The following is a 23,350-nucleotide window of genomic DNA, read 5'->3' on the forward strand; positions in this document are numbered from 1 at the left end:
TGTTGATTGCAAAATTTATCTATGCCCCCCGCGCAGTTTCATTTTTCGATGATTCAGTTTTTCCATCAGGCCGGGGCGGCCGCTGGGGATCACGATCTCCCGGATGATCTGCTCGGCGGATAGGCCCAGAGCTTCCCCGGCCAGGACTTCATCGCCGGAAACAGGGCTGATTCGTTCGGCGTAACGGGAAACCACATAACCCAGAACCGCCCCTACGACCGGTACGCCAATCCAGGGCAGGTACGGGATACCGCCGCCAGCCAGAGCAAAGATACCGGTCAACAGAATAGCCCCCACCGCCATGCCATACACTTTGTCCCGGGCGAACAGACCTAACCGGAACCGGCGGACAAACCGCCGCCAGCCGGCGGCATCGGCTTGACGGGCCAGTCTCTGACGGCGCATAAAGGTCATTATAGCGGAGTGGTCCAGACCCAGGAGCAAGATCGTGACAATAATGGCGGTCATGCCGGCCAGTATGGCCTTCACCTCCAGCAGGATAGCGTACAATTCGCCCCGGGGGTTGGGTTCGATCACGCCCATTGCCGTGCTGTAGAGAGAAAAATCAGAATGTCCCACCTGTTCCTGGACCACTGGCATAATGCTGTCGGCGGTCACATCACCGGTAGTCAGGAGTTGAATCTTTGCCCCCGGAATGACCTGTCCGGCAATAAAATTATCTAAAAGACGAATTGAACGATAAATTTCTTCGTCTTTCATCTGAGGCGCCGCGGCAGCCAGATATTGCAGCTGGCTGCTGATCAAGGCAACATTCAGCGCCGCCAGCTGATCCAGCTTCTGATTGGCATCGGCCAGGGAACTCCGGGCTTCGGCAGCGTTAAAGCTGCGCAAGGTGCTCAAGGTGTTTTGCCCTCCCTGAATGATGCTGTCGATAGCAGCCTTGGCCTTTTGGGCATCCCGGGCAATCGTGCCGAGAGCGGCGACTTGCCCCCGTAAAGTGGTCAGATTATTTTGCACAGTCGTCAGGTCGTTAATGCTGTTGGTCGCGTTTCCCTGGAGCAGCTGCAGTACCTGCAGAGTGTTGATCAGATTGCCAACGGCTTTGGACGAGTTATCCAGCTGGGTTTCCAGGCGGGCAGTGTCAATGCCGGCCAGTCCGCCGGTAGCTGCCTGGATAGCAGTTCCTGCCGATTCTACACCGGCCAGGGTCCGCTCCAAGGCGTTCAGGGCGCCGCCATATTGATTCAGAGCGTTCTGGCCAATCCGGCTGAGGGTTTTGGCATCCTGAACCATCCCCGGTATCTTCTCGGCTAAACTGACCAGTTCGGTCAAAGCCTTGGCCAAATCTTGCCGTGGGTTGCGATAGGCGGCTTCTGCCACAGCCTGTCCGATCAGATTTTTCTCCTGATCAAGCCGGTAACCGGTCAAATTGGTTAAAAACTGGGCGTCTCCCTGGGTGATCCGCCCTTCTGCCTTGCCATCGGCCCTCAGAGTGGTGACCTCTATCAGCACATTGGTTCTGTCCGGCTCAGCCCCGGCTGCCGGCGCTGCATTATCCTGTCCCTGGAACAGGATTACGTCGCCCCGCCTGAATTTGGCGCCGTCAGTGGGTGTCAGGGTTATGGCTGAGGCATAGTTGCTGAGAAAGCGTTTTAATTCCAGCATGGTGCTGACTAAAGCGGCCATGTCGTCCTGATTGGTATTGACCGATACGTTCTGAACCAGCTTCAACTGCTGCCGGGAAATCAGTTCGGCGGCGATTAAATCCCCGGTTCTCACCGGATTGGCGGCTTCGTTGCCTACCGGAAAACTGATTTCCATAATCTGATAACGTTTGAGATAATCATTGACGGCTTGAGTGACCGGTGTCAGCTTATCAATGGTCTTGAGAATCACGCCGATGGATGCGCCATCCCGGAAAGAAAAACGGACGCCTTCCAGCTGGTTGATATACTCTGTCAGCATGGGCTTGGCGCCTTCCGGGACCCCCCGGATAGCCAGTCTGGGCTCGGTCATGATGCTGACGCCGGCGCCGCCGGGAATACCGGCGAAGGTTGCGTCGATATTTTCGTACACCTTCTGGGTCTTAAACTCCTCCGGCAGGGCAATGAAGATCGGTGTTTTGCCGGTGGTGGGAATAGTCACACTTTGCTTCAGCCTGGCGCCGGGAAAGTAATCCTGGATGACTGCCTGAATGTGGGCCGTTGCGTCCTCCACCGCTTCTTCCCGTACCTGGATTAGAAGATCGAATTCACCGTAATCTCCCACCAAATCGGATATTGTCTTGGCAAAATAGGCATTGGCCCCATAGGATATCGCTCCTGCCAGCAAAGAACCGGCAATGACGCTGACCACCAGCAGTACTGTTACATCATTCAGCAAAAACTTCCGCACCCAACCACCCCGTTTCATTCCTTCGCAGAAAACCGTTGATAAGCGTTAAGGGCAGTATTAGCTTTTACGAAAATAAAAAAAGGTATCCCAGCCATTCTAAGAGCTGAGATACCTTTTTAATGTATTTTCGCGGGGCTGTCACCAGCGATAAGGGGCCAATCTCTTCGACGCTGCGCGTTATCTCCCTTTAACAAGGCAGGCAGGGCGGGGGTAAGGCCGCAGGGGGTTTGGTCTTCCAGCGGTTGTGGAGCCAAAACCATTCATGAGGATAGGTTTTAATATGATTTTCAACAATGACGGACAAACGGCGGGTGGTAGCGGCAATATCCTTCTCCCGCTCACCGGTCTGATCAGCCCAGACAATGGGGTGGCAAATGATCCGATGCCGCCCGGGAGATATCTCGGTGATGAAGGTGGGTACGATAGGCGCGTTGCGCAGGCGGGCAAAAGCAGCCGCACCCTGGGGAGTGGAGGCGGGAGCGCCGAGGAAGTCCACAAAAACCCCGTCCCGGTGAGCATCCTGGTCCATCAAGACGCCGATGATGTGACCGGCGTCCAACATGCGGATCACTTCCCGCACGCCGGATTTGTAGACGATATGTAGGCCGGCGGCGGCCCGCTGCTCATTAAAAAAACGGTCCATCTGGGGATTGGATTGCCTGGCCGCTATCGCTGACGAGGTGTACCCATTCAAGGACAATGCAGCCCCCATAAATTCCCAATTCCCGCTATGGCAAGTGGCCACTATGACGCCGCGGCCATAGGCCACTGCCTCATCCATATGCTCCTGTCCCTCAAAGCAGACATAGTCTTTGATGTTCTGCCGGGAATACTTCTGGACGGACAGCACCTCAATGCACAGCCGGCCAAAACGGGTCGCACTTTGTTTGGCAATGCGATAGGCCGCCCCCCGGTCCAGGTTCAGGGCGCGCTGAATATTCTCCAGCATCATGGTAATTCTCCGCCGCGGCACAAGATGCCAGCATAACTCACCCAGGACATTGCCCAGGATCATGGCCGCTCTGTCCGGCAGGAGTCTGATGATCCGGCTGATCAAACGCACAATATAATATTGCATGCTAATAAGTAAAGCTCAGGCCATAGTAGCTGCTGTCATCCAGACCCCGCCAGCCGGCTTCAGCTTTCAGACCGGGCAGGATGGACAAGCGGACGGCAAAGTTTGTGTCTTCTCCGTCGTATTCGGCGATCAGTGTAGTAGCCGGAAAAACACTGTCGCCAGTGACAACGCCGACAGGATTAATCGTCGTCTCCAGGGAGGCGAATACTTTGTCTTTAAAGCGTCCGCCGCCGGTTCCGGCATGGACCCTGAAGCCCAGTGGCAAGGCTTTGCTGGCAACGATATAGGGAGACCGTTCATATTCATCGCCAATATCCTCAACGCCGACAGCCAGTCCCGGCGTCATCGCGGTTTCAGGCATGAAACCCCATTTAGCGTGAAACGCAGTCGTGTCGTCGCCCAGATCCGGATTCCACCGGGTAGCCCCCACTTCCAGGCGGGGCAGCAAAGTCATGTTTAAGGTTCCGGTTTTGGCTTCATCCAAATGATAAATCCCAGCGGAAAAAGCCTGAGGGACATCTGCCGTAGGGGTATGGATCATGCCGGTAGGACCGTTGAGAGACGGCGCCGCTAATACGGTAGATGCGGCCATAGTGAGAAAACAGAAAGATACGATAATGGCAAATATTTTTTTCGTTAACATCGACAACCTCCTCGTCTTCTGCGGACAGGCACAATGCCTGTCTCTTCTCCCGACATCGCTAAAACGGGATATGTTTGTATTCCACAGGAACCGAATATACCCCTGCCGCAATTCAATGGCAACAAACGGTAATATTTGAATAACGGCGCAGAAAGGTAAAAGCCGCGCCTTTGCCAAAGGCAAAAGCGCGGCTGCCCGGAGTTTATTAGCTCTCTTCTAATTTTGCCAGTTTCTGTTCCAGTTCTTTCACTCGCTTGAGCAGGTCAGGCACTTTGCCCGCACTGGCTTCGCCCCGCAGCCACTCTTTGTGGGGGCGGGCCGGGAAACCGGCGTAAAAGACATTGTCAGGGACATTGCCAATAACGCCGGACCGGGCGGCGAATACGCAATTGCTGCCAATGGTAATGTGTCCTACCGTACCGCTTTGACCGGCAAAAGTCACATTTTTTCCTACCTTGACACTGCCGGATATACCGGTTTGGGCCACCAGCAGGCAATTTTCGCCGATATCGTCATTGTGGGCGATGTGAACCAGGTTGTCAACCTTGGTGCCTCGCCGGACAATGGTACTGCCGGTGGTAGCCCGGTCAACAGCGGTATTGGCGCCGATTTCCACATCGTCTTCCAAAACCACATTGCCAACCTGGGGCACTTTTTTGTGGATGCCCTGGACAGTGACAAAACCAAAGCCGTCGCTGCCGATCACCGCACCGCTGTTGATGATAACCCGGTCTCCCAGGCGGCATCTCTCCCGGACGGTTACGCTGGGATGGATCAGGCAGTCTTCGCCCACGACCGTATCCTGGCCGATAAAAGTATGGGGATACAGGATAGTATGATCGCCAATCCGGGCATTGTCGGCGATGACCACATGGGCCATAATGGCTGCATCCTGACCAATTACCACATTTTTGCCGATCACGGCGGTAGGATGAATCCCCGGCGTTACTTCCGGCGGCGGCGTAAACAGCCCCAGCAGGATGCTAAAAGCCTCCCGGGGATTGGCCACCCGGATGCAGGCTTTGGGGAAATGCTCTATATTTTCCGGAATGATTACGGCGGCGGCAGCCGATTCAGCTGCTTTTTCCAGATGGGGCGGCACAGCAAAGGTGATTTGGCTGGATCCGGCCTCTTCTATATTGGTTGCGCCGCTGATGATAATTTCTCCGTCTCCCTGCAGCCTGCCGCCAACACGAGCTGCAATATCATTTAATTTTATCTGCATTCGATTCACCTGTTTATCTTATTGCATTTTCTTGATGATATCGTCAGTGACATCAAGACCGCCTTGAGCTACGCTGCTCCTGTAAAGGATCACGCCCAGATTCTTCTCCTGCGCCACCTGATCACTGGCTTGTTTCAGAGCGGCGTCCACCTGGGATTCTAAGTCCTGTTTAATTTTCAAAAACTCATTATATGCTTCTTCCTGGCGTTTTTGCTGATCTTCAGCACTGAGGTTAGCTTTTTCTTGTTCCAGCTTATCGGTCAACTCTTTGGCTTTGACATTTAACTGTTCCTGCAGCTGCTTTACTTTCGGACTTTCCGCCATTACTTTCTCCGGATCAAAAACTCCCACCTGACTGGCTCCACTGCAACCTGCCGCCAATACCAGGATAAAGGTCATGACGATTATGATGGCTGACAGCCGTTTTACATGGTTGTGCATCCCTACGCCTCCTGTGTGAGACTGTTTCCCGGCTTATGATGGCACGGCCGGGAACAGCCTCCCCAAATTTTAGTTGCGTGTTTGCCACGCGTTGATTGCTTTGGCATTAATATGCCTTGTTCTGCTATTTTTTAATCTTTAATCCCTTGCAGCAATTCGTCAGTAATATCCACTGCGTTGGTATAGATCTTCACGTCTGCTAATATGATCTCCAGGCCGCGGTCTTGAGCAATTTGGGCCGCTGTATTCCTAAGATCCTGCAGGATGGATTCCTTTAAAGCCGCCAGTTCCTTCTTCTTTTCCTCGGCCGACTGAACGCCCTGAGCGGTTTCACTCGCCTGAAGGCTGCCGATAGATGACTGTACTTTGGCCGACAGTTCTTTATTTCTGCGCTCCAGTCTTTCGTTGGTTTCCTGCTGCATGGTTTGGCTGTAGGCTTCCAATTCTTTCTGGGCGATTTTCTCTTCGGCTTCCATCTCTTTTTTCATGGCATTGGACAGTTCGGTCTGACGGGCGGTAATTTTATTCATACGTTCTGTCTGGAGGGCTTCCAATTCTTTCTGGATTGATGCCTGTTCTTCCGATGTCAGCTGCAGGGTTCTCAGTTTGACCTGCAGGTTAAAAATCTGGTTTTGATATTCTTGGTCCAATTCTTTGACATAGGCATCCAGTTTGATGTTATTATCGTTGTTTAAGGCAGCCGCTTTGTCCTTCAGGCGCTGGGTCAGTTCATTTTGTTTGCCTTTCATCCGGGCCTGATACTGCTGCTCCATAGCTTTGGCCAGACTGTCCATGTCCATGGCAGCGGCGGTCTTTTCCTGTTCATAAGCTTGCTTGGCTTTGGTGTCAGCCAGTTTAGCCTGAGCCTGAATCGTATTAATTTCCCGCTGCAGGACTTGAACCTGTTGATATTGGGGATGTCCCTGGATAGCCTTGGCCGTGTCCAGAATCCCAATGACAGGCGCGTTTTGCGCCGCCTTATCCCCTTGCCCGCAACCCGCCGCTAACGCCAGAAGCGCCAGACCGGCCATAGTATAAAATAATCTGCGATGGTTTCTAAATAGCGCCGGCATCCAAGCACCTTCTTTCATTAAAGAGCCGTCCTCGTCGCGCCGTATTAGAATTCAGGACTTTCCGGGAGAGTGCATCAGCGGATGATCGCTCTTAAGCCGAAAAGTCCTTTGAATTCTTCACTATACGGAGACGCAGAGCGTCTCTCTGACCTAGCATCTGAACCTTTTTGAACGGGCCCTGATTCGAAGCTGCAGATGATCTTTGCCTAAATTTTTTCAAAAGTCACCCTGCATGAGGGAAAGGAATCCGGAACGCTACAACAAAACTATTTTTTAAATTTCTTCAGAACATCGTCAGTGATGTCCTGGCCGCCGAAAATGACTACCTGCTCGGGCAGTACCACGGTCAGCCCTTTGACATCGGCGACTTCTTTGATCGCTGCGTTAATTTTATCCTGCAGGGCGGTAAGCAGTTCTTTTTCTTTCATCTGCAGACGCTGCTGCAGTTGCTGGCCATAGCTTTGTTTTTCCTTTTCATTGGCCATGTTTGCGGTTTTTTCCTGAAAATCCTTATTGGCTTGTTCGCTCTCCTGTTTCATTGTTTCCTGGGCTTTAGCATAATCAGGATGGCTGGTCATCAGAACCTGCATATTCACTTTGCCGATATTGGAGGAAGTTCCCGCTTTGGCGGCATAGCCGGTCCCGGTAGAAGTTACGGCTAAAGCGCCGATTCCCAGTAAGAATATAGCGGTAACCGCCACTGCAACCATTTTTATGTGTTTTTTATTAGCAAACAACACGGCATTACCCTCTTTCCCGCCTGCTGGCGATCATATTCTGTCCATAATATTCATTATAACAGGGAGGAACCCCATATTCAACCTTTTTGCACAGCCCCGGATTCGAGGCTTTAGTAAATTTCAGGAAACTCTTACAAGTGACCGATCAGGCGCAGGAAGTTGTCTTGGCGGTTAGTTACGTATTCTACACTCAAGAGGTCATGGAGCTTATAGCGCAGGGTCCATTCATTGTGATCCCTGCGGTCTTCATCCGGGCCCCGGTCCAGTTTAAGAGTCCAGTGGGGGCCCATGTCCTGCTCAAGCCAGTAAATCGGTTGGTGTACCTTCAGGTCATACTTGATGCCGGCAGAGGTCCGGGGGCCGAACTTTCGTCCCCAGCCGGTTATAAAATCCCAGGTCATATTCCCGGTTGTTAATGTTATTTCACCAAACACTTCATCGTATTCCGAGATATATTTGCCAGCGTGCAAACTGCCGGCAGCATTATTTTCCAACTGCCCGAAACTCAGTCTGCCTTCGGCGGTTATCCGGTATTTTCGGCTCTCAGACTCCAGGATCACGTTCGTAATCGTTCCCGGCATGATACTGGCATTATGGTTCAAGACATACGCGCGTGTATGGGAATGGGCGCCGGCTTTCTCCTGAATCTGCTGCCGGAACCAGGCTTTTTCCCGGGCGACAAAAGCAACCGGCAGGCCGTGCATGGACTGAACCACGTCTTCAATTTCCGGTCGTATCTCCCATAACAGTATATTGGGCATAGTACGGGAACGTAAGGCTAGTCTGACTTCCTCTACCAACGTTCCCCGGGGAATGAGGATAACGCGAATCCGGGTCTGTTTCCCCGGCAGGATTTGCGCCACGCTGCGGAACTCCGGCAGTTTCTCTTGAACCAAATCCTGAATGGTATTATGGATGACAGACCCGGACCAGCCCAGAGAATCCACCGGCAAGCCGTCAATGACCCGGATCAGGTCGGGCTCTATCGTTGCCAGGCGGCTGCGCAAGAGCTCCGCCGCCTCAGCCGATACTCCCACCGGATCCACTTCCACGGTTACGTCCCGCACCACGTCGCCCCAGGATTGAACCAAGACCTTGACATGGGTGGCGGTTCCCGGAATAATCACTACTTTCTGCACAGAATAACCTAAGAGCACCCGGTCCAGAATTTCTATATACACCTGTTCAAAATCAGCCGCATTCCGCATCACTTCCGTCACCGGACGTCCGGCCAGCAATTGGGTGCCCACAGTCAAAGCGCTGGCGGCTATGCGGTCGGACACCCGCGCCGGCAGAGGATGTTCGCTGTTTATTTCGATCGTTATAGTTTGAACGGTTTGAACGGCAGCCAGAGCAACGGCAGCCTGGCAGAGCAACAGCAGCACGATGGTCCAGCATATCCCCTTCCGCATAGCACACCTCCTGACCTGATATTCACTATAAGAAAGAGTCAGGTCTGGACCTGACTCTTTCCTCATTTAAAATTGGCCGCCGAAGCTAAAGTGCGTTCTTGTAGAATCCTGGCCGTGGCCTTTGGCCACATCCAGGCGGATCGGGCCAATCGGAGTGTTAATCCGGAGACCGATACCGATGCTGGTTTCCAGGTCATTCAGCTTATAACCCTCTCCATCCCAGGCTTTACCGATATCGGAGAACAGAACCCCCTGGACTTTGGAGACAATGGGGAACCGGTATTCCACCGATCCGGCCAGCATTTTGTCGCCTTTGTACTGATCGTCGTTAAAGCCACGCAAGGTGTCAGAACCGCCTACCGAGAACTTGCCGCTGTCAGGCATATTGCCGTCGGCGTAGCCTCCGGTCAGACGCAGGGCAACCACATGAGCCCGTCCGACTTTGTAGTATTTGCGACCTTCCACCGTGTATTTATCATAGTCGAAATCGCCGCCAAGGCCGTCGCCGGCAAATTCGGCGCTCAGGGAGTATCTTAGTCCCGTAGTGGGGCTAAAGACATTATCCCGGGAATCAAAAACACGGCTCAGAGTGATACTGCGGGTCGTGCCGAAGTTGTCTTTAAGGTAGTCTGGATTATAGTCGGGATTAGAAATTGTGCCGGGATTATCAGGGTCGGCAGGACTAGGATCAGGAATAGTCGGATCTTTCTGGTTTAGACCGGATACCCAATCCTCATAGGTGTCGGTACGGTCTTTATAGGTGATATAGTTACGGATATATTCACCCGCAGGCCGGCCCAGAGTCACATCCCAGCCCTTGCGGTTGCGGTCGAAAGTAGACTCCAGATGGCCGTCTTCGTAGTCATTGTAGCGATAGGTTACATCATAGATATTAAACCCTAATGAAGTTTCCTTGCTGTCCAGCCAGGGACGGACATAGCCAAATTCGTAGTCCCGGTTGGAATCCGACTTGCCGCCGAATTCCCAGTTAATCTTGATTTTATCGCCGGTGCCAAGGAAGTTATTGTCCCCCAGCCCGATGATCCCTACCATGCCGTCTGCCTTGCTGTAGCCGGCCCCGATGGAAAAGGTGCCGGTTCTCTGCTCAACCACGCTGATTTCCAGCACGACCCCATTAGGCTCGCGCCCCGGCAGGAGCTTCATGTTCACATCTTCAAAGTATCCCAGGTTGTACACTCTCTGCACAGCCCGTTTGACTTTATTGATATTAAACGCCTGGCCCTTGTCCAGTTTCAATTCGCGGGTAATGACATGGAGCTTGGTTTTTTCATACCCTTTCACGCTGATGTCTTCCAGCAGGCCTTCGTTAAAGCTGATGGTCAGAACCCCGTCCGGCGTGGTTGCCACATCGCTGATCCGGGTCAGAATATAGCCTTCTGTATGATAGTATTTCTCAATATCTCGCAGGTTTTCTTGCAGTGTTTTAGCGTTGATAAGACTGCCGGGGGTCTGTTTAATGAACCCTTGCAGTTTCTCCGTTTTGACTGCGTTATTGCCTTTGAAATGCACTTCTTTATATACTGGGTTCTCTACCACATTATACACAACTTTGACGCCTTCCGGAACGTCTGTAAAGTTCGCCACTACATCAAGAAAGAATCCTAATTCGTAGATGGACTGTATATCCTTTTTAATGTTTTCCAATTGCCAGGTATCGCCGGGCTTTATTTTTACCGCCGCCATAACCGCATCAGCCGATACTTTAGCATTGCCGCTAACACTGACGGCAGTAACCGTTTTACCGGTAAAGTCAGCAGCTGCCTCCGCCGGTACGACGCCAAACAGCATGCTCAGCCCGACAATAGTCACGACGAACACTCGTCCGCAGCGTCGTATTGTCTCCATATTCACCCTCCTTTTAATATACTACTCACCCCGAAGGGATTTGTCAGCTGCCTGAATGATCTGGCGCATTTCCTCCCGGGATAGCACCGGTGATTTTGCCGGTGCTATCCCCTGACCGGATAATGACATCCGCTCATTTACCTGCCTGTTGTCAGGCGGCAGCTTTACAGCAGCGCCGGCTGCCCGTAAGTCAGTCGCCGGCGTCTGTCGGGCCGACGCAATCGGCTGCTGCGTTTGTATCCCGTTTGGCGCAAAATCAGCCTGCAAGACTGATTTCACCGAAGTCTCTCCAGCGGGTATAGGTGTGGGTTGGCGAGGTTCATCCAGCAGCCCATACGCATAGAATCCGACAACAGTGAAGCAAACCGCCACAGTAAGAGCCAAACCATGCAGCAACAGCGAATATTTTTTGATTCGCTGCTCCCGGTTAACCTCTTTGACGTGCTCCAATTCCGCCTGGGCCAGCAACAAATTAAGTTCGCCGCTAACCTGCCGGTCATTGTCAAAGGATTCCTCCGCCTTGGTCAGCCATTGACGCGCCGACCGCAGATGATGGGACATAGGTTTATTACCGTCAGCCATTTTCTCACCCCTATTCGGCTACATTATATATAGTCCGCCAGACGACTGTCTTTTCGACAATCCTTTTCAGAGCGATTTAGTTCAATTTCGACGGATTTCTTAGTCAATCGCCATCCATCGCCGTCAGTAAACTGCTTTTCACGGTTTTTCAACCTAACACGCCTATTGCTGCTCCCTCATGCAGCTCTGTTACCAGTGCTGCATGAGTTTCGACAGCATCCCTCTTAAACGCCGTACTCCCTGTTTTTGCAGCCGGTACATATGGGAGAGGCTGATATCCAGCGCCTCAGCCAGAATCTTCGGTTCCTGCTCATTCAAATAGACGCCGCTAAGGACGTATTTTTCTTTTAGAGGCAGCCGCTCCAGAGCGGTCTTCACCTGGCCTGCCAGGAAATTTTCCTCTGCCTGCTGGGAGATGGCCTTGCCGGAATCCACCAGCATATTTTCCCAGCTGTCCAGATCCTCGGAATCATAAGGAGCCAGTGCGGCCGGATCCGCCACATTCCGGGAATACTTTCCTTCCCGCTCCAGGTAGTTGAGCATCCGTCCTCTGATCCGGTGAACCGCATAGAGACTGAAAGCCACACCCTTGGTATAATCGAAGGTTTCCACCGCCTCAATCAGGCCCACTGTACCTTCCTGGATGATGTCCATGATGGCCCGTTCGTCGTGGCGCCAGCGGGCAGCGGTTTTAAACACCAGCGGCTGATAATGCTCAATCAACGCCTGACGGCAATCCAAATTGCCTTCTTCCTTATATCCGCGCCACAGCTCTTTCTCCGCCGCCGGCTCCAATAATTTGATTTGTTTTAATTCCGCCAGATATTTTCCAAACATGGTTCATCACCTTTTTCTATCTGCAAATCTTATCATCCCAAAATCCGCCGCAAACCTACCTTAGGCTCCGAAGCAGAGGTCTTTTTCAACGGCCCCCTCTTAGAAACTAAAGCGCATCATCACTCCATACTCCTCCTGATTAAACTCGTCAACGTCCGCCGTGAGGCTGATGTTGCGGGTCAGGTCATAGCGGGCGCCGTAGCGATGAATGCTGGAATCGACACCGGTAGTGTAATTGAGCAGTAACCGGTCGGATACATATTTACCGAAGGTTACTTTATAGCTTTCCCGGGAGTCTTCCGCCTCCTCTTCCCCGTCAGGAGCTTCGCCGCTATCCCGGAACAGCTTGAACTCATCCAAGCCCAGACCGTCCCGGAACATGCTTTCGACTTCAGCGATAAATTGCATCTGAAGTCCCGCGTCCAGCATGCTGACCAATTCATCACGACCCAGTCCGTCGCTGCCTGCCTCCCCGTTTCTCTGCCGCTCAAAGTAACGGCTGCGCAGAGTCAGAAGGGACAGAATTTCCTGCTGGCTCATGGAGGGGTTGGAAGTCAGCCGCACATTCAATCCGCTGACCGGACCGTTTACATCCAGATTCACCGTGGTCTGTTCCAGGCGAGTGGAGGCTTTAAGAGCCAGGACCGGCTCAAAGGAATGATATTGGGTGAAAGCAGCCGAAGCCTCACTGATGGTAAACTGGGTCCGGAGATAGTTCAAACTGCCCCGCAGGGCCTCAAGTCGGCCGGTTACATCCGGTTCTTCCAGGCTGCCGCCAAAATGCACCTTTCCGGTGACCCAAATGTCGTACAGCATCGGATTTAAGAGGCGCACCTTGTCACCTGCCACCACTTCCACATCCAGATTCATATCTATGGGCGGCGTTTTACCGTCTGAGAGCATAGGAGGAATATTGATCATGGTCTTCTCAAGCAGCAGTTTCCCGCTGAAATGAGGCTTATTGTCAACTTCGGTCAGACGCAGTTCTCCCTGCACCGGCCCTTGGAAATATTTGTGACTCAAAACAATTCTGTTGAGGGACAGTTTCATGTTGTAATCATGGAGCGCCAAGTCCCTGAGAGACATATCGCCGGTCAGAAGATAGGACCCGGCGCCGATTTTACCCTCAAAGGTGCGTACCAGTATTTTATCATCTTCAAGACGAATATCAACCGCCACTTTCTGGATAGGCTCCTTAAGGTCTGCAAATTTCAGGCTTCCATCGGTTACCGTGATCCGTCCGTTAAAGAGAGGCCGCAACAGATTGCCGCTGACCTTAATCTCTCCGGTGGTTTCGCCGCTGGCCCATTCCACCTGCTTGGTCATCACCGGCAAGATGCTCAAATCTGCCTGATCCAGCCGGAAAGTAAGGTCCATCTGATCAGCCGCCGTAGCCTGCCGCCGGTCTGCCGGGTTTAACGCCGCCAAGGGCACCGTACCATAGGCGCTGGCCCGGTAAGGTCCTTTGGACAGCAACAGCTGGTTGACCTGAATCCTGCCGTTTTCCATCATGAACAATCCGTAGAGTTTATCAAAGCTGGCATTGGCCACACTGCCGTTCAGGATCTCTAAAGACATGGCAGTATGGGGGCTGGCGGTTTTGCCGGTAATCTGAGCCGTAAAATTCAGCTGGCCTTGGGTCTCCAGATTGGAGTTGAATACCGCCGAGAAGAATTGGGCGTCAATCTCTCTGGCACCGGCTTCAACATTGATTTCGCCGTCCAGGTCCGCAACGCCGCGCATCAGTAAAAAGCCGTTTCCCTGTTGGAGCGAAACATTTTCCAGGGAAATAACCCGGTCCCGGTAAGAAGCATCGATGGTCAGATCTCCCAACAGATAGTCCCGGAGCGTGGCGCCTGAAATAGTGCCGTTGAGCCGGGCCACAGGATTCTTCAGTGTGCCGGACAGAGAAAATGTCCCGTCCAGCATCCCCGACCATCCCATGTCCGACAGATTTCCCATAGCCGCCATAGCAGCAAGCGAGCCTTGCCGGACAGTCACATCGCCGTAAAGTTCCCGGCTTTCCCAATCATAGCCGGCAGACAGAAGATAGTCTGATTGTTCTTGCATAAAATGTGCTGTCGGAAAGTCGATCCGACGCTTGTTCACAAGAACGGTTGCTTCTACTGCCTGCAGTTTCTGGCCGTTTAATTGCAGCGAACTGCTCTCCAGCTGACCTTCCATGTTAGGTGACTCAAGGGGTCCTGACAGCTTACCCCGGAAGGCCAGTTGGCCGCCCACCGGATAAGGGTAGTGAAACGGCAGTTTGAGCAGGTCCACGTCCTGGGCTGAAATATCAAAATCCAATTCTTTATCGGCCGTCAGCCGGCCGGAAATGATCACCTGATTTTGCAGAGAATTCAGGACTACCTGGTCCAGATTCAATTCTCCGCGATGATAGCGATAAGAACCGTTGACACTGCTGAGCAAATACCCCCGATAGCTGCCACCACTGAGAGCGACCCAGCCTTCCACGGTTAAATCGTCCAGGGGGCCGCTGATGATGGCTTCCTGGTCTAAGCTGCCGGTTACGATTTCATCGGTGGGAACGGCTTGAATCATTTCCTCGGCCCGGGCTTGCCGGGTCGTAAGGGTTAGAACTGTCTCCCGCCGTCCGGTTAAGCCGACAGTACCCGCCAGGTTATGCCAGGTCTGGCCATGCCGCAGTTCAGCAGTTTCTACTGTCAGAAACTCTTGATTCAGAAGAATCCGCCCTGACAGTGTTTCATAGGGCTGAGCATAGAACTGCCCATGCTTGGCGTTAAATTTCATCTCTAGCTGAGGCTGGTCCAGAGTCCCTTCGATGCGCCCGTTGAAATCAGCCAGGCCGTCCATGCCACGTCCCGGTAAATTCCGGGAAAGAAGCGCCAAGGGCACATGCCGTCCGAGAATCCATAAACGTATAGCATCTTTGGTAATGGTTCCCCGGGCCGATACAACCCCGCCATCCAGGCTCAGATTTAAATACTCCACCGTAAGCCGGCCTTCTCTCAGCAAAAAGCCGCCGTAAGCATTCTCTACCGGGATGCCGGCCAGTTCGCCCTGGTCTATCGACAGAGTGCCGAAAGCGCTTGTCTGGTTTAGACCATCCATCGGGCCGCTGGCCACTAAGTCGAAATTCAGGCTTCCCCGAAGTTTTTGCAGTCCTTGAGCATTAGCCAAAGCCTCGCTGTTAAGCTGTTTTCCGCTTAGTTGGGCGGCGAATTTCTTCTGGTTCAAATCCAGCGTACCGCTGCCACGGACCTGTCCGTCGAAGAGCGTTGCCTCCAGTCCCGTGACTTGCCCTACGCCATCCTGATAGGAAAAGAAAGCCCGGGCATTTTGGACCGGGTATCGGTCCACCTGCCCGTAGGGCAGCCGGAGAGTTCCTGTGGCTGAAGGCGCAGAGGCAGTCCCAGTCAGCTGCAGTTCAACTTCCACCGGACCATAGACCGGCATCCGGCTATTTGACAAAAACGGCGCGATTGCCTGAGGGTCGAATTCGTGAGAGACCAGGGTCAGATGGAAGACCGGCTCCCGGGCATCAAGCGTCACGTAGCCGCCGGCTGTCACTGCCTGATCCCAGAGACTGGCCCGGGTGTTCAGCAGGCGGACTTCCCGGTCGGTGACGGTAATCAAACCGCTGGCTTCCCGAATCTCGAACCGGGCAATATCCAAGGATACACCGTCCAATTCCGCTTCACCGGCATAAGTGAGGCCGCCTTGTTCCTGCTTCAGACTGAGTTTGACATTCTTTATCTCACCTTCCAGGCTGGAAACTGAACCGGCTAAATCCGCCGGCAGCAACCTCTGATAGGCACTCAGCGTCAGACGGTCCGCCCGGATATCAAGGGCGTCCTGTTCCCGTCCATTCACTGTCCCTTCCAGCCGAACAGGAGAGTCATTATGAATCAGACTTAAAAATATATGCATGCTGGGTTGATAGGTAAAATCCAACGTACCGTTAATTTTGTTAAAATCATATTGCCCTTTGTCAGCAAAGAGCCGGGTTGATCCTTCTATAATCCGGATCAATCCGCCAAATTGGGGTCTGACAGACGCCCCGGCCTTTTTCTCCGGGAAAAAATCCATCACATTCCAGGTTCCGTCTTCTCTCTGCCGTAAAAACGCCTGGGGATCATAGACAGTCACCTGCGAGATGGCCGCCACCGGTTCGCGACCGCGCATCAGAGCCAGGAGGTCAAAGGCCGCCTCCAGTTTGGGAATAGAGGCTGCCAGTTGATTTTCCTTGTCATATACTTTAATATCTAACGCCGTCAGTTCCCGGAAAGAACTCACGGCAATATCACCTACCGTCACCTGACAGCCCAGAGCTTTACTGATTTCAGCCTGGAGCATGGTGCCGGTCTGCGCCATTATTTGTTTGTCTTTTTCCGGCCAGATAGCGACTGTAATGCTGAGGATCGCCAAAAACAGCATCAGCCCGATCACGGCGTTACGACGACCCATGACCATCCTCCTGCCTAAGTGACTCATTTTGCTTTATTTTCGACAGAGACAGGAAGAGTTCCTTTGTCAGAGTTCCTGGGAAATATAACAGCCGGTGAACCGGGCGTTATAGGCAGCGTGTGTTACTCTGTTCGGGCGCCAACAGCTTTTTCCAGCTGAGCCCTGCTGGTATTATAGTCATAGAGAGCCTGAATATAGTTGGTTTTGGCTCGGGTCAGGGCAACTTCCGAATCGATCACGTCCAGATTGGTTCCCACGCCGCTGGTATAACGGACCTGAGCAATCTTATAATCCTCTTCGGCCTTGTTCACCGCTACCTGATTGGTAGCAATGCGTTTTTCGGCTTCCCTCACATTGAGATAAGCCTGCCGCACTTCCAGTTCCACTCCATCCAGGGCTTGTTTTTGCTGCAATTTGGCATACTCCAAGTCGGCCTGGGATTGTCTGACCTTGCTCCGGCTGAGGCCGGAATCAAATACGTTCCAGGTGGCCGACACCCCCACCGCCCAGTTGGAGTTATCATCGCCGGGAAATTCGTCATCATTATAGCCTTGGGAAGCGAACAGGGCGATGGTGGGATACCGGTCGCTCCGTGCTACTGTCACACCATATTTGGCAATTTGCACATTGGTCTTGGCCTGGGCGGCGTCCGGCCTGTCGGCCATAGCTTTGCCGATACTTTCTTCCATGGTCCATTCCACGGCCTCTTGTTTCAGCTGGTCCTTAATAGTAATCTGGGTATCCAGGGGCAGGCCCAGCACATTGTTTAAGGCAGCCGCAGCCAGGTCAGCGCTGTTTTGAACCTGGATCAGGTCCTGCTGGGCATTGGCCAGTTCTACCTCGGAGCGCAGCACATCGGTTTTGGCTACCGTACCGGCGGCATATTGGGCTTGGACATTCTTAAGATGGGCCGCCAGCCGGTCGACGGATTCCTGGTTCAAAGTAACCAGATGTCCGGCCTGCAGCAGGTTAAAGTAGGCAGTAGTAGCCTCCAGCTTAATTTGCTGGCGGGCCTCAGCCGTGCCCAACTCCGCAACTTTCAGTCCCAGTTTGGCTTGGGCGATGGTTCCTTCCACCTTGCCGCTGGTATAAATCGGCCAGGTCAGATCGGCTACATTTTCGAATCTCTCCCCGATCTGGGAGACGCCCGCACTTTTGGAAGGATCGCTCCTAACCCGGCTTGAAGTGTGGGTCAGTGTCACAGAAGGGGCTTTGTTCGCCCTGGCCGCTTTCACGCCCCAGGATGCTTTGGTTTTGTTGGTTTCCGCCATCTTGACCGCAGGGTTATTGGTCAGAGCCAACTGGATGCTTTCTTCCAATGTCAGTTCCATGGGAGCTGCTGACGCCAAGCTGGCGCCCATAGTAACATAGCCGGATACCAGGGCGATAGCCAGCTGTTTTTTCCATAGTCGACGATTCATCTGCAACTTCATCCTCCTAGTGGACATAGCTGTTTTTTCATCAATACTGGCTGACTGAGAGTCAGTCATAAATAGATACAAATACATTATATGGCTAATACATGAGTTCTGTCAAACTTTGTTCGCATTTTTTACATGTTAGATCATGTTTTCCCTACCATACATTTTTATGGATTCTAGCATAATTCATAATAGAAGCCTCTTAAAAAATCTTTTTCAGTCCAAAGTATGTGTTCTTGTCCGTATTCTGCCTGACATCGTCAGTTTCTCCCACCAAATACGTGTCACGGCCCAGGTCATATTCACTGCGCAGCTTTAAACGAAAATCATTGGGATCATAAGCATCTAAAGAGAGCTTCCAGCGGCTGGAGACCTGCCCATCCACACCCACGCCGGCTTTGCCGTCCACGATGCCATACCGGCTCCCCCAACTGCCATAGTTAGTTCCCAGCTGCAGATTGAGCAGGTTTTCTTCCCCGATATCTTTGATACCCAACAAGGCATACTCTTTGTCCGAGGTACTGACCTTCAGGTCAAGATTGGTGCGATAAGCGCCTTCATTGGGCTGATATAAGACATCCAGACCGCTTTCCATTCTAATATTGGTTACCTTGTCCAATACCTTGTTGGCTTTCTCACTGGCCTGCCGGGCATTTTTTAATGTTTCCCGGATATTTTCCGCGGTGGACGGGTCGGTTGCTACGCCTTCTAAGGCAGCGGCCATTTTCTCGATACGGGCGCTGGCGCTTTTCACATTGGCCAGGGTTTCCCTCAGATCTTTGGCTGTCTGACCGTTGTTGTCCACATCCGCCACTAATTTATCTACCCGGGCGGCAGTGGATTTAAGGTCTGCCGACATAGCCCGCAGATTAGAGGCGATGTCGGCGACATTCTGTTCGTTGTTGACGGCCATCCGGGCCAAACTGGCACTGAAGGCATCCAGATTGTCGGTCACCTTTTTCAGGTTGACAGCCGAACCTTTCAGGGCTTCTCTGACTTTCTCGTCACCTATCACGTCATTCATCGACCGGATCAGCGTCCGGGCTTCATTCAGGACTTCATCGGCGGTGGCGATCAGCTGATCCAAATCCTTGGGAGTTTCCCCTGAAACTCTGTCGTTTCCACTCAAGTTTCCGGCGCGCCTGGCGGGGGGAGTGATATCAATGTACTTTTCTCCCATCAGGCCGTCGGTGCCAATGGCAAACTTGGCGCCTTGCGGGATTTGGGCTCCTGACTGGATAAAAAGTTCCGCTTCTACTCCGGCCGGAGTCACCTTTACATTTTGGACCCGGCCTATATCCACGCCGGCATAGCGCACGATATTGCCGGGCTTGAGCCCATTGACCCGATCGTATACTACATAAACGGGATATCCTTCATCATTCATAGCGTTGCCGCTTAACATTACTATAAAGCCGGCCAAAAGGGCCAGGGCCAATATGCTGACTGCCCCTACTTTGGCTTCCGTGCTAAAAACCACTGCCGCAACCTCCCTGCGTTAGAAAGCTCTTTATTTTGCCGCCCGATGGGACTGCTTGCCATGGATAAATTGCTGTACAATCGGATTCGTCGAATTCCGGAACTGCTCACTGGTGCCGGTTTCAATGATCTGTCCCTGATGGATCATGGCGATCCGGTCGGCGATATGAAAAGCGCTGGTCATATGATGAGTCACAACCACAGAGGTAACCCCCAGGATTCGCCGGGTACTGACAATGAGCCGGTCAATCGTCTCCGACATGATCGGATCCAGGCCGGTAGTAGGCTCATCATACAACAGGATGCTTGGATTACCGGCAATGGCCCGGGCCAGGCTGACCCGTTTTTTCATGCCGCCGGACAGTTGATCCGGCATGGTCGGCTCATGCCCCGATAAGCCAACCATCCGAAGGGTGCGCCGTACTATTTTCTGGATTTCCTCTTCGGTCATTTTGGTATGCTCCCGCAGGCCAAAAGCCACATTCTCCCCTACCGTCATAGAATCAAATAAGGCGGCGTACTGAAACACCATTCCCATCTGCTGCCTGACCGGAATCAAACTGTCTTCGCTCAGGCCGGATATTTCCCGGCCATTGACCCAGATCTGGCCCCCATCCGGTTTTAACAGGCCGGTAATCAGCCGCAGCAGGGTACTTTTCCCTGAGCCGCTGGGGCCGATAATCACCAGGATTTCTCCTGCGGCTACTTCCAGATTGATTTTATTTAAAACCTGTTTTCCGCCAAAACTCATATTAATGTTGACGAGTTTAATCATAGGCACCCTCCGCAATAAAGTTTAGCGGTATAATAATAATGATAAAAAGTAGTTGCTGATGAAGATCAGGATAATCGAAGTGACAGTGGAGCTGGTAGTGGCTTTGCCGACCCCGGCGGCTCCTTCCGCGGTGGTCAGCCCCTTATAGCAGCCGGTGGTGGCGATGATGCCGCCGAAGAATACGGATTTGATCAGGCCGCCGATGATATCGTTGGCCCCGGCATAGGTCTTAACAGAGTTGATATAGGTATAGGAATTGATGCCGGCATGGGCGGTAGCCATGACGTATCCCCCTATCATTCCAATGACATTGGCAAAAACAACCAGTATCGGCAGCATGATCATACAGGCCAAAAGGCGCGGTACAACCAGATAAGCAATAGGATTCACCGCCATGACCCGCAAGGCGTCGATTTGCTCAGTAACCTTCATAGAGCCGATTTCTGCCGTAATGGCGGCGCCCACCCGTCCGGCTACAACCACTCCGGTCAAAACTGGCGCCAATTCCCGGCCCATGCCCACGGCCATGACCCCGCCCACTGTCGACTCGACCCCATATTTAATAAACTCCTGAGCCATCTGAAGGGTCATAACCATGCCGGTAAACAGCAGAGTGATCAGGACAATCGGCAGGGAATCCACTCCCAGGTGAGCCATCTGGCGGATCACATGACCGGTTCTGGCCCGGCCTAAATGCGCCAGAGTCTGAAACAACAAGATCATTGCCTCTCCAGTACGTTCCACCATAGACACGGCTGATTTCAGCCCGGACAAAACAGTTTTTCCGACAAGTTCTAATATATAGCTCATGGGATCTCCTTTCTGCCTGGCGCAGTAAGCGGAATGCGGATTTTGTAATATTACATATATATGTCATACGGTGTTTTGTATAGCACTTACACAGCAATATCGCTGCAGACAGCAACTATAGACTTTTTATTCCCCGTCCATCGAAAAATCCCTGCTTGCGGCATAAAAAGGGACCCTGCTGCGTTAAAATTCAACAGGGTCCCAGATCCTTTTTACTTGTTCGTCACATTGAGATAGATTCGTGTATCGCCTTCAATGATAAAGTCGGTTGTAACAAAACTCTTGGCTTTCTCATTGTTGTCGTTAGTACGGTCCAGAGCATTCTGCGGCGAAATTCGGTTCTTTTTCTCCGGCTCGGCGACAGGCACCGGGAGTTTTGGTTTTTTCTTTTTCTCTTTGTTCGACCGTTGTTTGCCTTCGTTTTTAGCTTGTTCATTTTCCAGGTCCAGGACTTCGACGACAATGTCGTTGTTACGGTCCCGACGGGAGAAATCCTGCAAAAGCTCGGCAAAAGTCTGGTTCTGCTTTTTCTCGCCCTTGAGCACCGACTCGTCAATGCCCCCCTTTTTCAGGAGCAGCTGATACAGCGGAATCATGCCGCCCCCATGAACCGAAAGGGCTAAAGGCCCGGATTTCTGGTTCTTGGGCACTGTGAATTGGATGGTCCGTGCAAGCACTTCACCCCGATAGGGCTTCATCTTAACGGTGATGTCGATGGTTTCGCCGGGAATGACATTCACGGCCTTGGCTTTAGCTTCGGTAATGGCCGCCGTATGCCGCTTGTCGCTGACCACCACCTGGACATTGACATCCATAATGTCCACCGGATTGAACTGGTTACTGGTCAAGAGAGACATGGCTTCAAAAAACTCGCCGACAGAAAGTTCGCCGATATTGCCGGCGCTATAAAACATATTCTCCCGGGTAAACTTCTCAACCGGCATATCCTTTGCGGTAATTTCAAACTTGATACGTGCGGTGCCGGGCCCGGTCCGGTCGATGGTCTTGTCAATGATGTTATAGACCGTAGCAGCCGCCAGAATCGGGCTGAGCTGTTCATCCTGGACCACCCGGACGGAGGCTTGTTTCAAATGGCCGGTGGTTTCGTCCTGAACGCTGATACGGACCGGCACATTACTGGGGAACCGGCCAATCTCACCGCCGATACCGGCGGATCGGTCCTGGGTGACAGAACCGACGGCAGTACCGTTTGTGCCTACTTTAAATGAGTTTTCCAGTCCGCGGACTGTCGTAAAGATATAGGCGTTGGTCATATAAAAGCCAACATTGCCTTTCTTCAGAAAGGGATGACCAAAGGCCAGCACTTTGCCATTATCAATATGTGTAACCGTACCAACAGCGCCGATATTCACATCTCCCTGCACCAGCTGCACTCCCACGGCGCCTCCTGCTTTCAGAGGGCCGTAGTCAATATCGGAGGGAGCGTCGCCAACTGCATAGGGGGACATTTGCAGGGGGCCTAATTTTTCCGCCAGGTAGGCAAGGGCCTGATCGCCGAAACCCGAAACCATAAGCGGAGTGGCGATCGGCTTGAAGTTCAGTCCGGCCAGAGACTCTACGTGGCTGACGCTGCCGACGGAAGTGGAATCCTTATCCCAAATCTTCAGCATATCGCCAATTGGAGTCACCATGCCCACTTTATGATCCGTCAGAGCCCAGCCATAGGCGATAGCGCCCACCAGCCGGCCATTAATATAGACCGGACTGCCGCTCATTCCTTGAGCAATGCCACCGGTACGCTCAATTAAATCCCCATAGGTCCTGACCAGGATCACGTCCCCGGCCGGTCCCTTATTTTTCATAACTCCTAAGACTTCTACACCAAATTCTTCTATGCTGGCACCGGCAACTACTGTTTTACCAATCCCATGCATCCCCGGTTGTACTTCTTCAACCGGCATAAACTCAGGGGCCGCCTGGGCCAGGGTCAAAGGCAGCAGCAGAATCAGCAGCAGAAGGCCGATGCGGCGCCAGGTGTATCGCAAATAGATCATTCCTCTCCTCATAGATCAAAAGCACTCCTCCAGCCTCGCCCCTGGAACCGTTCAAAAGGCCCAGATGCTAGGTAAGAGCAACGCCTGCGTTGCCGTACTGAAGGGATTTAGGTGACTTTTCGGCTTACGAGAAACCATTCGCTACCGCC

17 protein-coding genes are annotated in these 23,350 nt (G+C 52.6%); all 17 read right to left on the reverse strand.

Annotated features, from left to right (window positions below):
- Window positions 1-15: 15 nt before the first annotated feature.
- Window positions 16-2,355 (reverse strand): ABC transporter permease family protein, encoded by a 2,340-nt coding sequence (locus ALO_RS14900; protein ID WP_004097346.1) that lies wholly within the window; start codon window positions 2,353-2,355, stop codon window positions 16-18.
- Window positions 2,356-2,542: 187 nt separating this feature from the next.
- A complete protein-coding gene (locus ALO_RS14905; RefSeq protein ID WP_238528282.1) occupies window positions 2,543-3,418 on the reverse strand; it encodes a lysophospholipid acyltransferase family protein in 876 nt (291 codons plus the stop codon).
- Between the two features lie 16 nt (window positions 3,419-3,434).
- On the reverse strand, window positions 3,435-4,076 hold the full coding sequence (locus ALO_RS14910; RefSeq protein ID WP_004097351.1) for a YjbH domain-containing protein: 642 nt from the start codon (window positions 4,074-4,076) through the stop codon (window positions 3,435-3,437).
- 205 nt (window positions 4,077-4,281) lie between these two features.
- Entirely contained in the window at window positions 4,282-5,301 is a 1,020-nt protein-coding gene (gene lpxD / locus ALO_RS14915; protein ID WP_004097353.1) for a UDP-3-O-(3-hydroxymyristoyl)glucosamine N-acyltransferase, read from the reverse strand.
- 18 nt (window positions 5,302-5,319) lie between these two features.
- The gene (locus tag ALO_RS14920; RefSeq protein WP_004097354.1) at window positions 5,320-5,742 is read right to left on the reverse strand and encodes an OmpH/Skp family outer membrane protein; all 423 of its coding nucleotides are present in this window, start codon (window positions 5,740-5,742) and stop codon (window positions 5,320-5,322) included.
- Between the two features lie 131 nt (window positions 5,743-5,873).
- The gene (locus tag ALO_RS14925; protein ID WP_004097356.1) at window positions 5,874-6,833 is read right to left on the reverse strand and encodes a coiled-coil domain-containing protein; all 960 of its coding nucleotides are present in this window, start codon (window positions 6,831-6,833) and stop codon (window positions 5,874-5,876) included.
- Between the two features lie 248 nt (window positions 6,834-7,081).
- A complete protein-coding gene (locus tag ALO_RS14930; RefSeq protein WP_004097358.1) occupies window positions 7,082-7,555 on the reverse strand; it encodes an OmpH/Skp family outer membrane protein in 474 nt (157 codons plus the stop codon).
- Between the two features lie 131 nt (window positions 7,556-7,686).
- The gene (locus ALO_RS14935; RefSeq protein WP_004097360.1) at window positions 7,687-8,967 is read right to left on the reverse strand and encodes a hypothetical protein; all 1,281 of its coding nucleotides are present in this window, start codon (window positions 8,965-8,967) and stop codon (window positions 7,687-7,689) included.
- 66 nt (window positions 8,968-9,033) lie between these two features.
- Window positions 9,034-10,833 (reverse strand): BamA/OMP85 family outer membrane protein, encoded by a 1,800-nt coding sequence (locus tag ALO_RS14940; RefSeq protein WP_004097362.1) that lies wholly within the window; start codon window positions 10,831-10,833, stop codon window positions 9,034-9,036.
- 21 nt (window positions 10,834-10,854) lie between these two features.
- Window positions 10,855-11,415, reverse strand: a complete 561-nt coding sequence (locus ALO_RS14945) for a hypothetical protein (RefSeq protein WP_004097364.1) — start codon at window positions 11,413-11,415, stop codon at window positions 10,855-10,857.
- Window positions 11,416-11,604: 189 nt separating this feature from the next.
- Window positions 11,605-12,252: a sigma-70 family RNA polymerase sigma factor gene (locus tag ALO_RS14950; RefSeq protein ID WP_004097366.1), complete on the reverse strand. Its 648-nt coding sequence runs from the start codon at window positions 12,250-12,252 to the stop codon at window positions 11,605-11,607.
- Window positions 12,253-12,351: 99 nt separating this feature from the next.
- Complete coding sequence (locus ALO_RS14955) at window positions 12,352-16,701, reverse strand: translocation/assembly module TamB domain-containing protein (RefSeq protein ID WP_004097368.1); 4,350 nt, start codon at window positions 16,699-16,701, stop codon at window positions 12,352-12,354.
- A 122-nt stretch (window positions 16,702-16,823) separates the two neighbouring features.
- The gene (locus tag ALO_RS14960) at window positions 16,824-18,122 is read right to left on the reverse strand and encodes a TolC family protein (protein ID WP_004097370.1); all 1,299 of its coding nucleotides are present in this window, start codon (window positions 18,120-18,122) and stop codon (window positions 16,824-16,826) included.
- A 202-nt stretch (window positions 18,123-18,324) separates the two neighbouring features.
- Complete coding sequence (locus tag ALO_RS14965; protein WP_004097372.1) at window positions 18,325-19,602, reverse strand: MlaD family protein; 1,278 nt, start codon at window positions 19,600-19,602, stop codon at window positions 18,325-18,327.
- Window positions 19,603-19,632: 30 nt separating this feature from the next.
- Window positions 19,633-20,376: an ABC transporter ATP-binding protein gene (locus ALO_RS14970; protein WP_004097382.1), complete on the reverse strand. Its 744-nt coding sequence runs from the start codon at window positions 20,374-20,376 to the stop codon at window positions 19,633-19,635.
- Window positions 20,377-20,397: 21 nt separating this feature from the next.
- Window positions 20,398-21,186: an MlaE family ABC transporter permease gene (locus tag ALO_RS14975; protein ID WP_004097384.1), complete on the reverse strand. Its 789-nt coding sequence runs from the start codon at window positions 21,184-21,186 to the stop codon at window positions 20,398-20,400.
- A gap of 212 nt (window positions 21,187-21,398) precedes the next feature.
- Complete coding sequence (locus tag ALO_RS14980; RefSeq protein ID WP_004097386.1) at window positions 21,399-23,201, reverse strand: SpoIVB peptidase S55 domain-containing protein; 1,803 nt, start codon at window positions 23,199-23,201, stop codon at window positions 21,399-21,401.
- Window positions 23,202-23,350: the final 149 nt, after the last annotated feature.

The organism is Acetonema longum DSM 6540 (assembly GCF_000219125.1).
GTDB classification, from domain to species: domain Bacteria; phylum Bacillota; class Negativicutes; order Sporomusales; family Acetonemataceae; genus Acetonema; species Acetonema longum.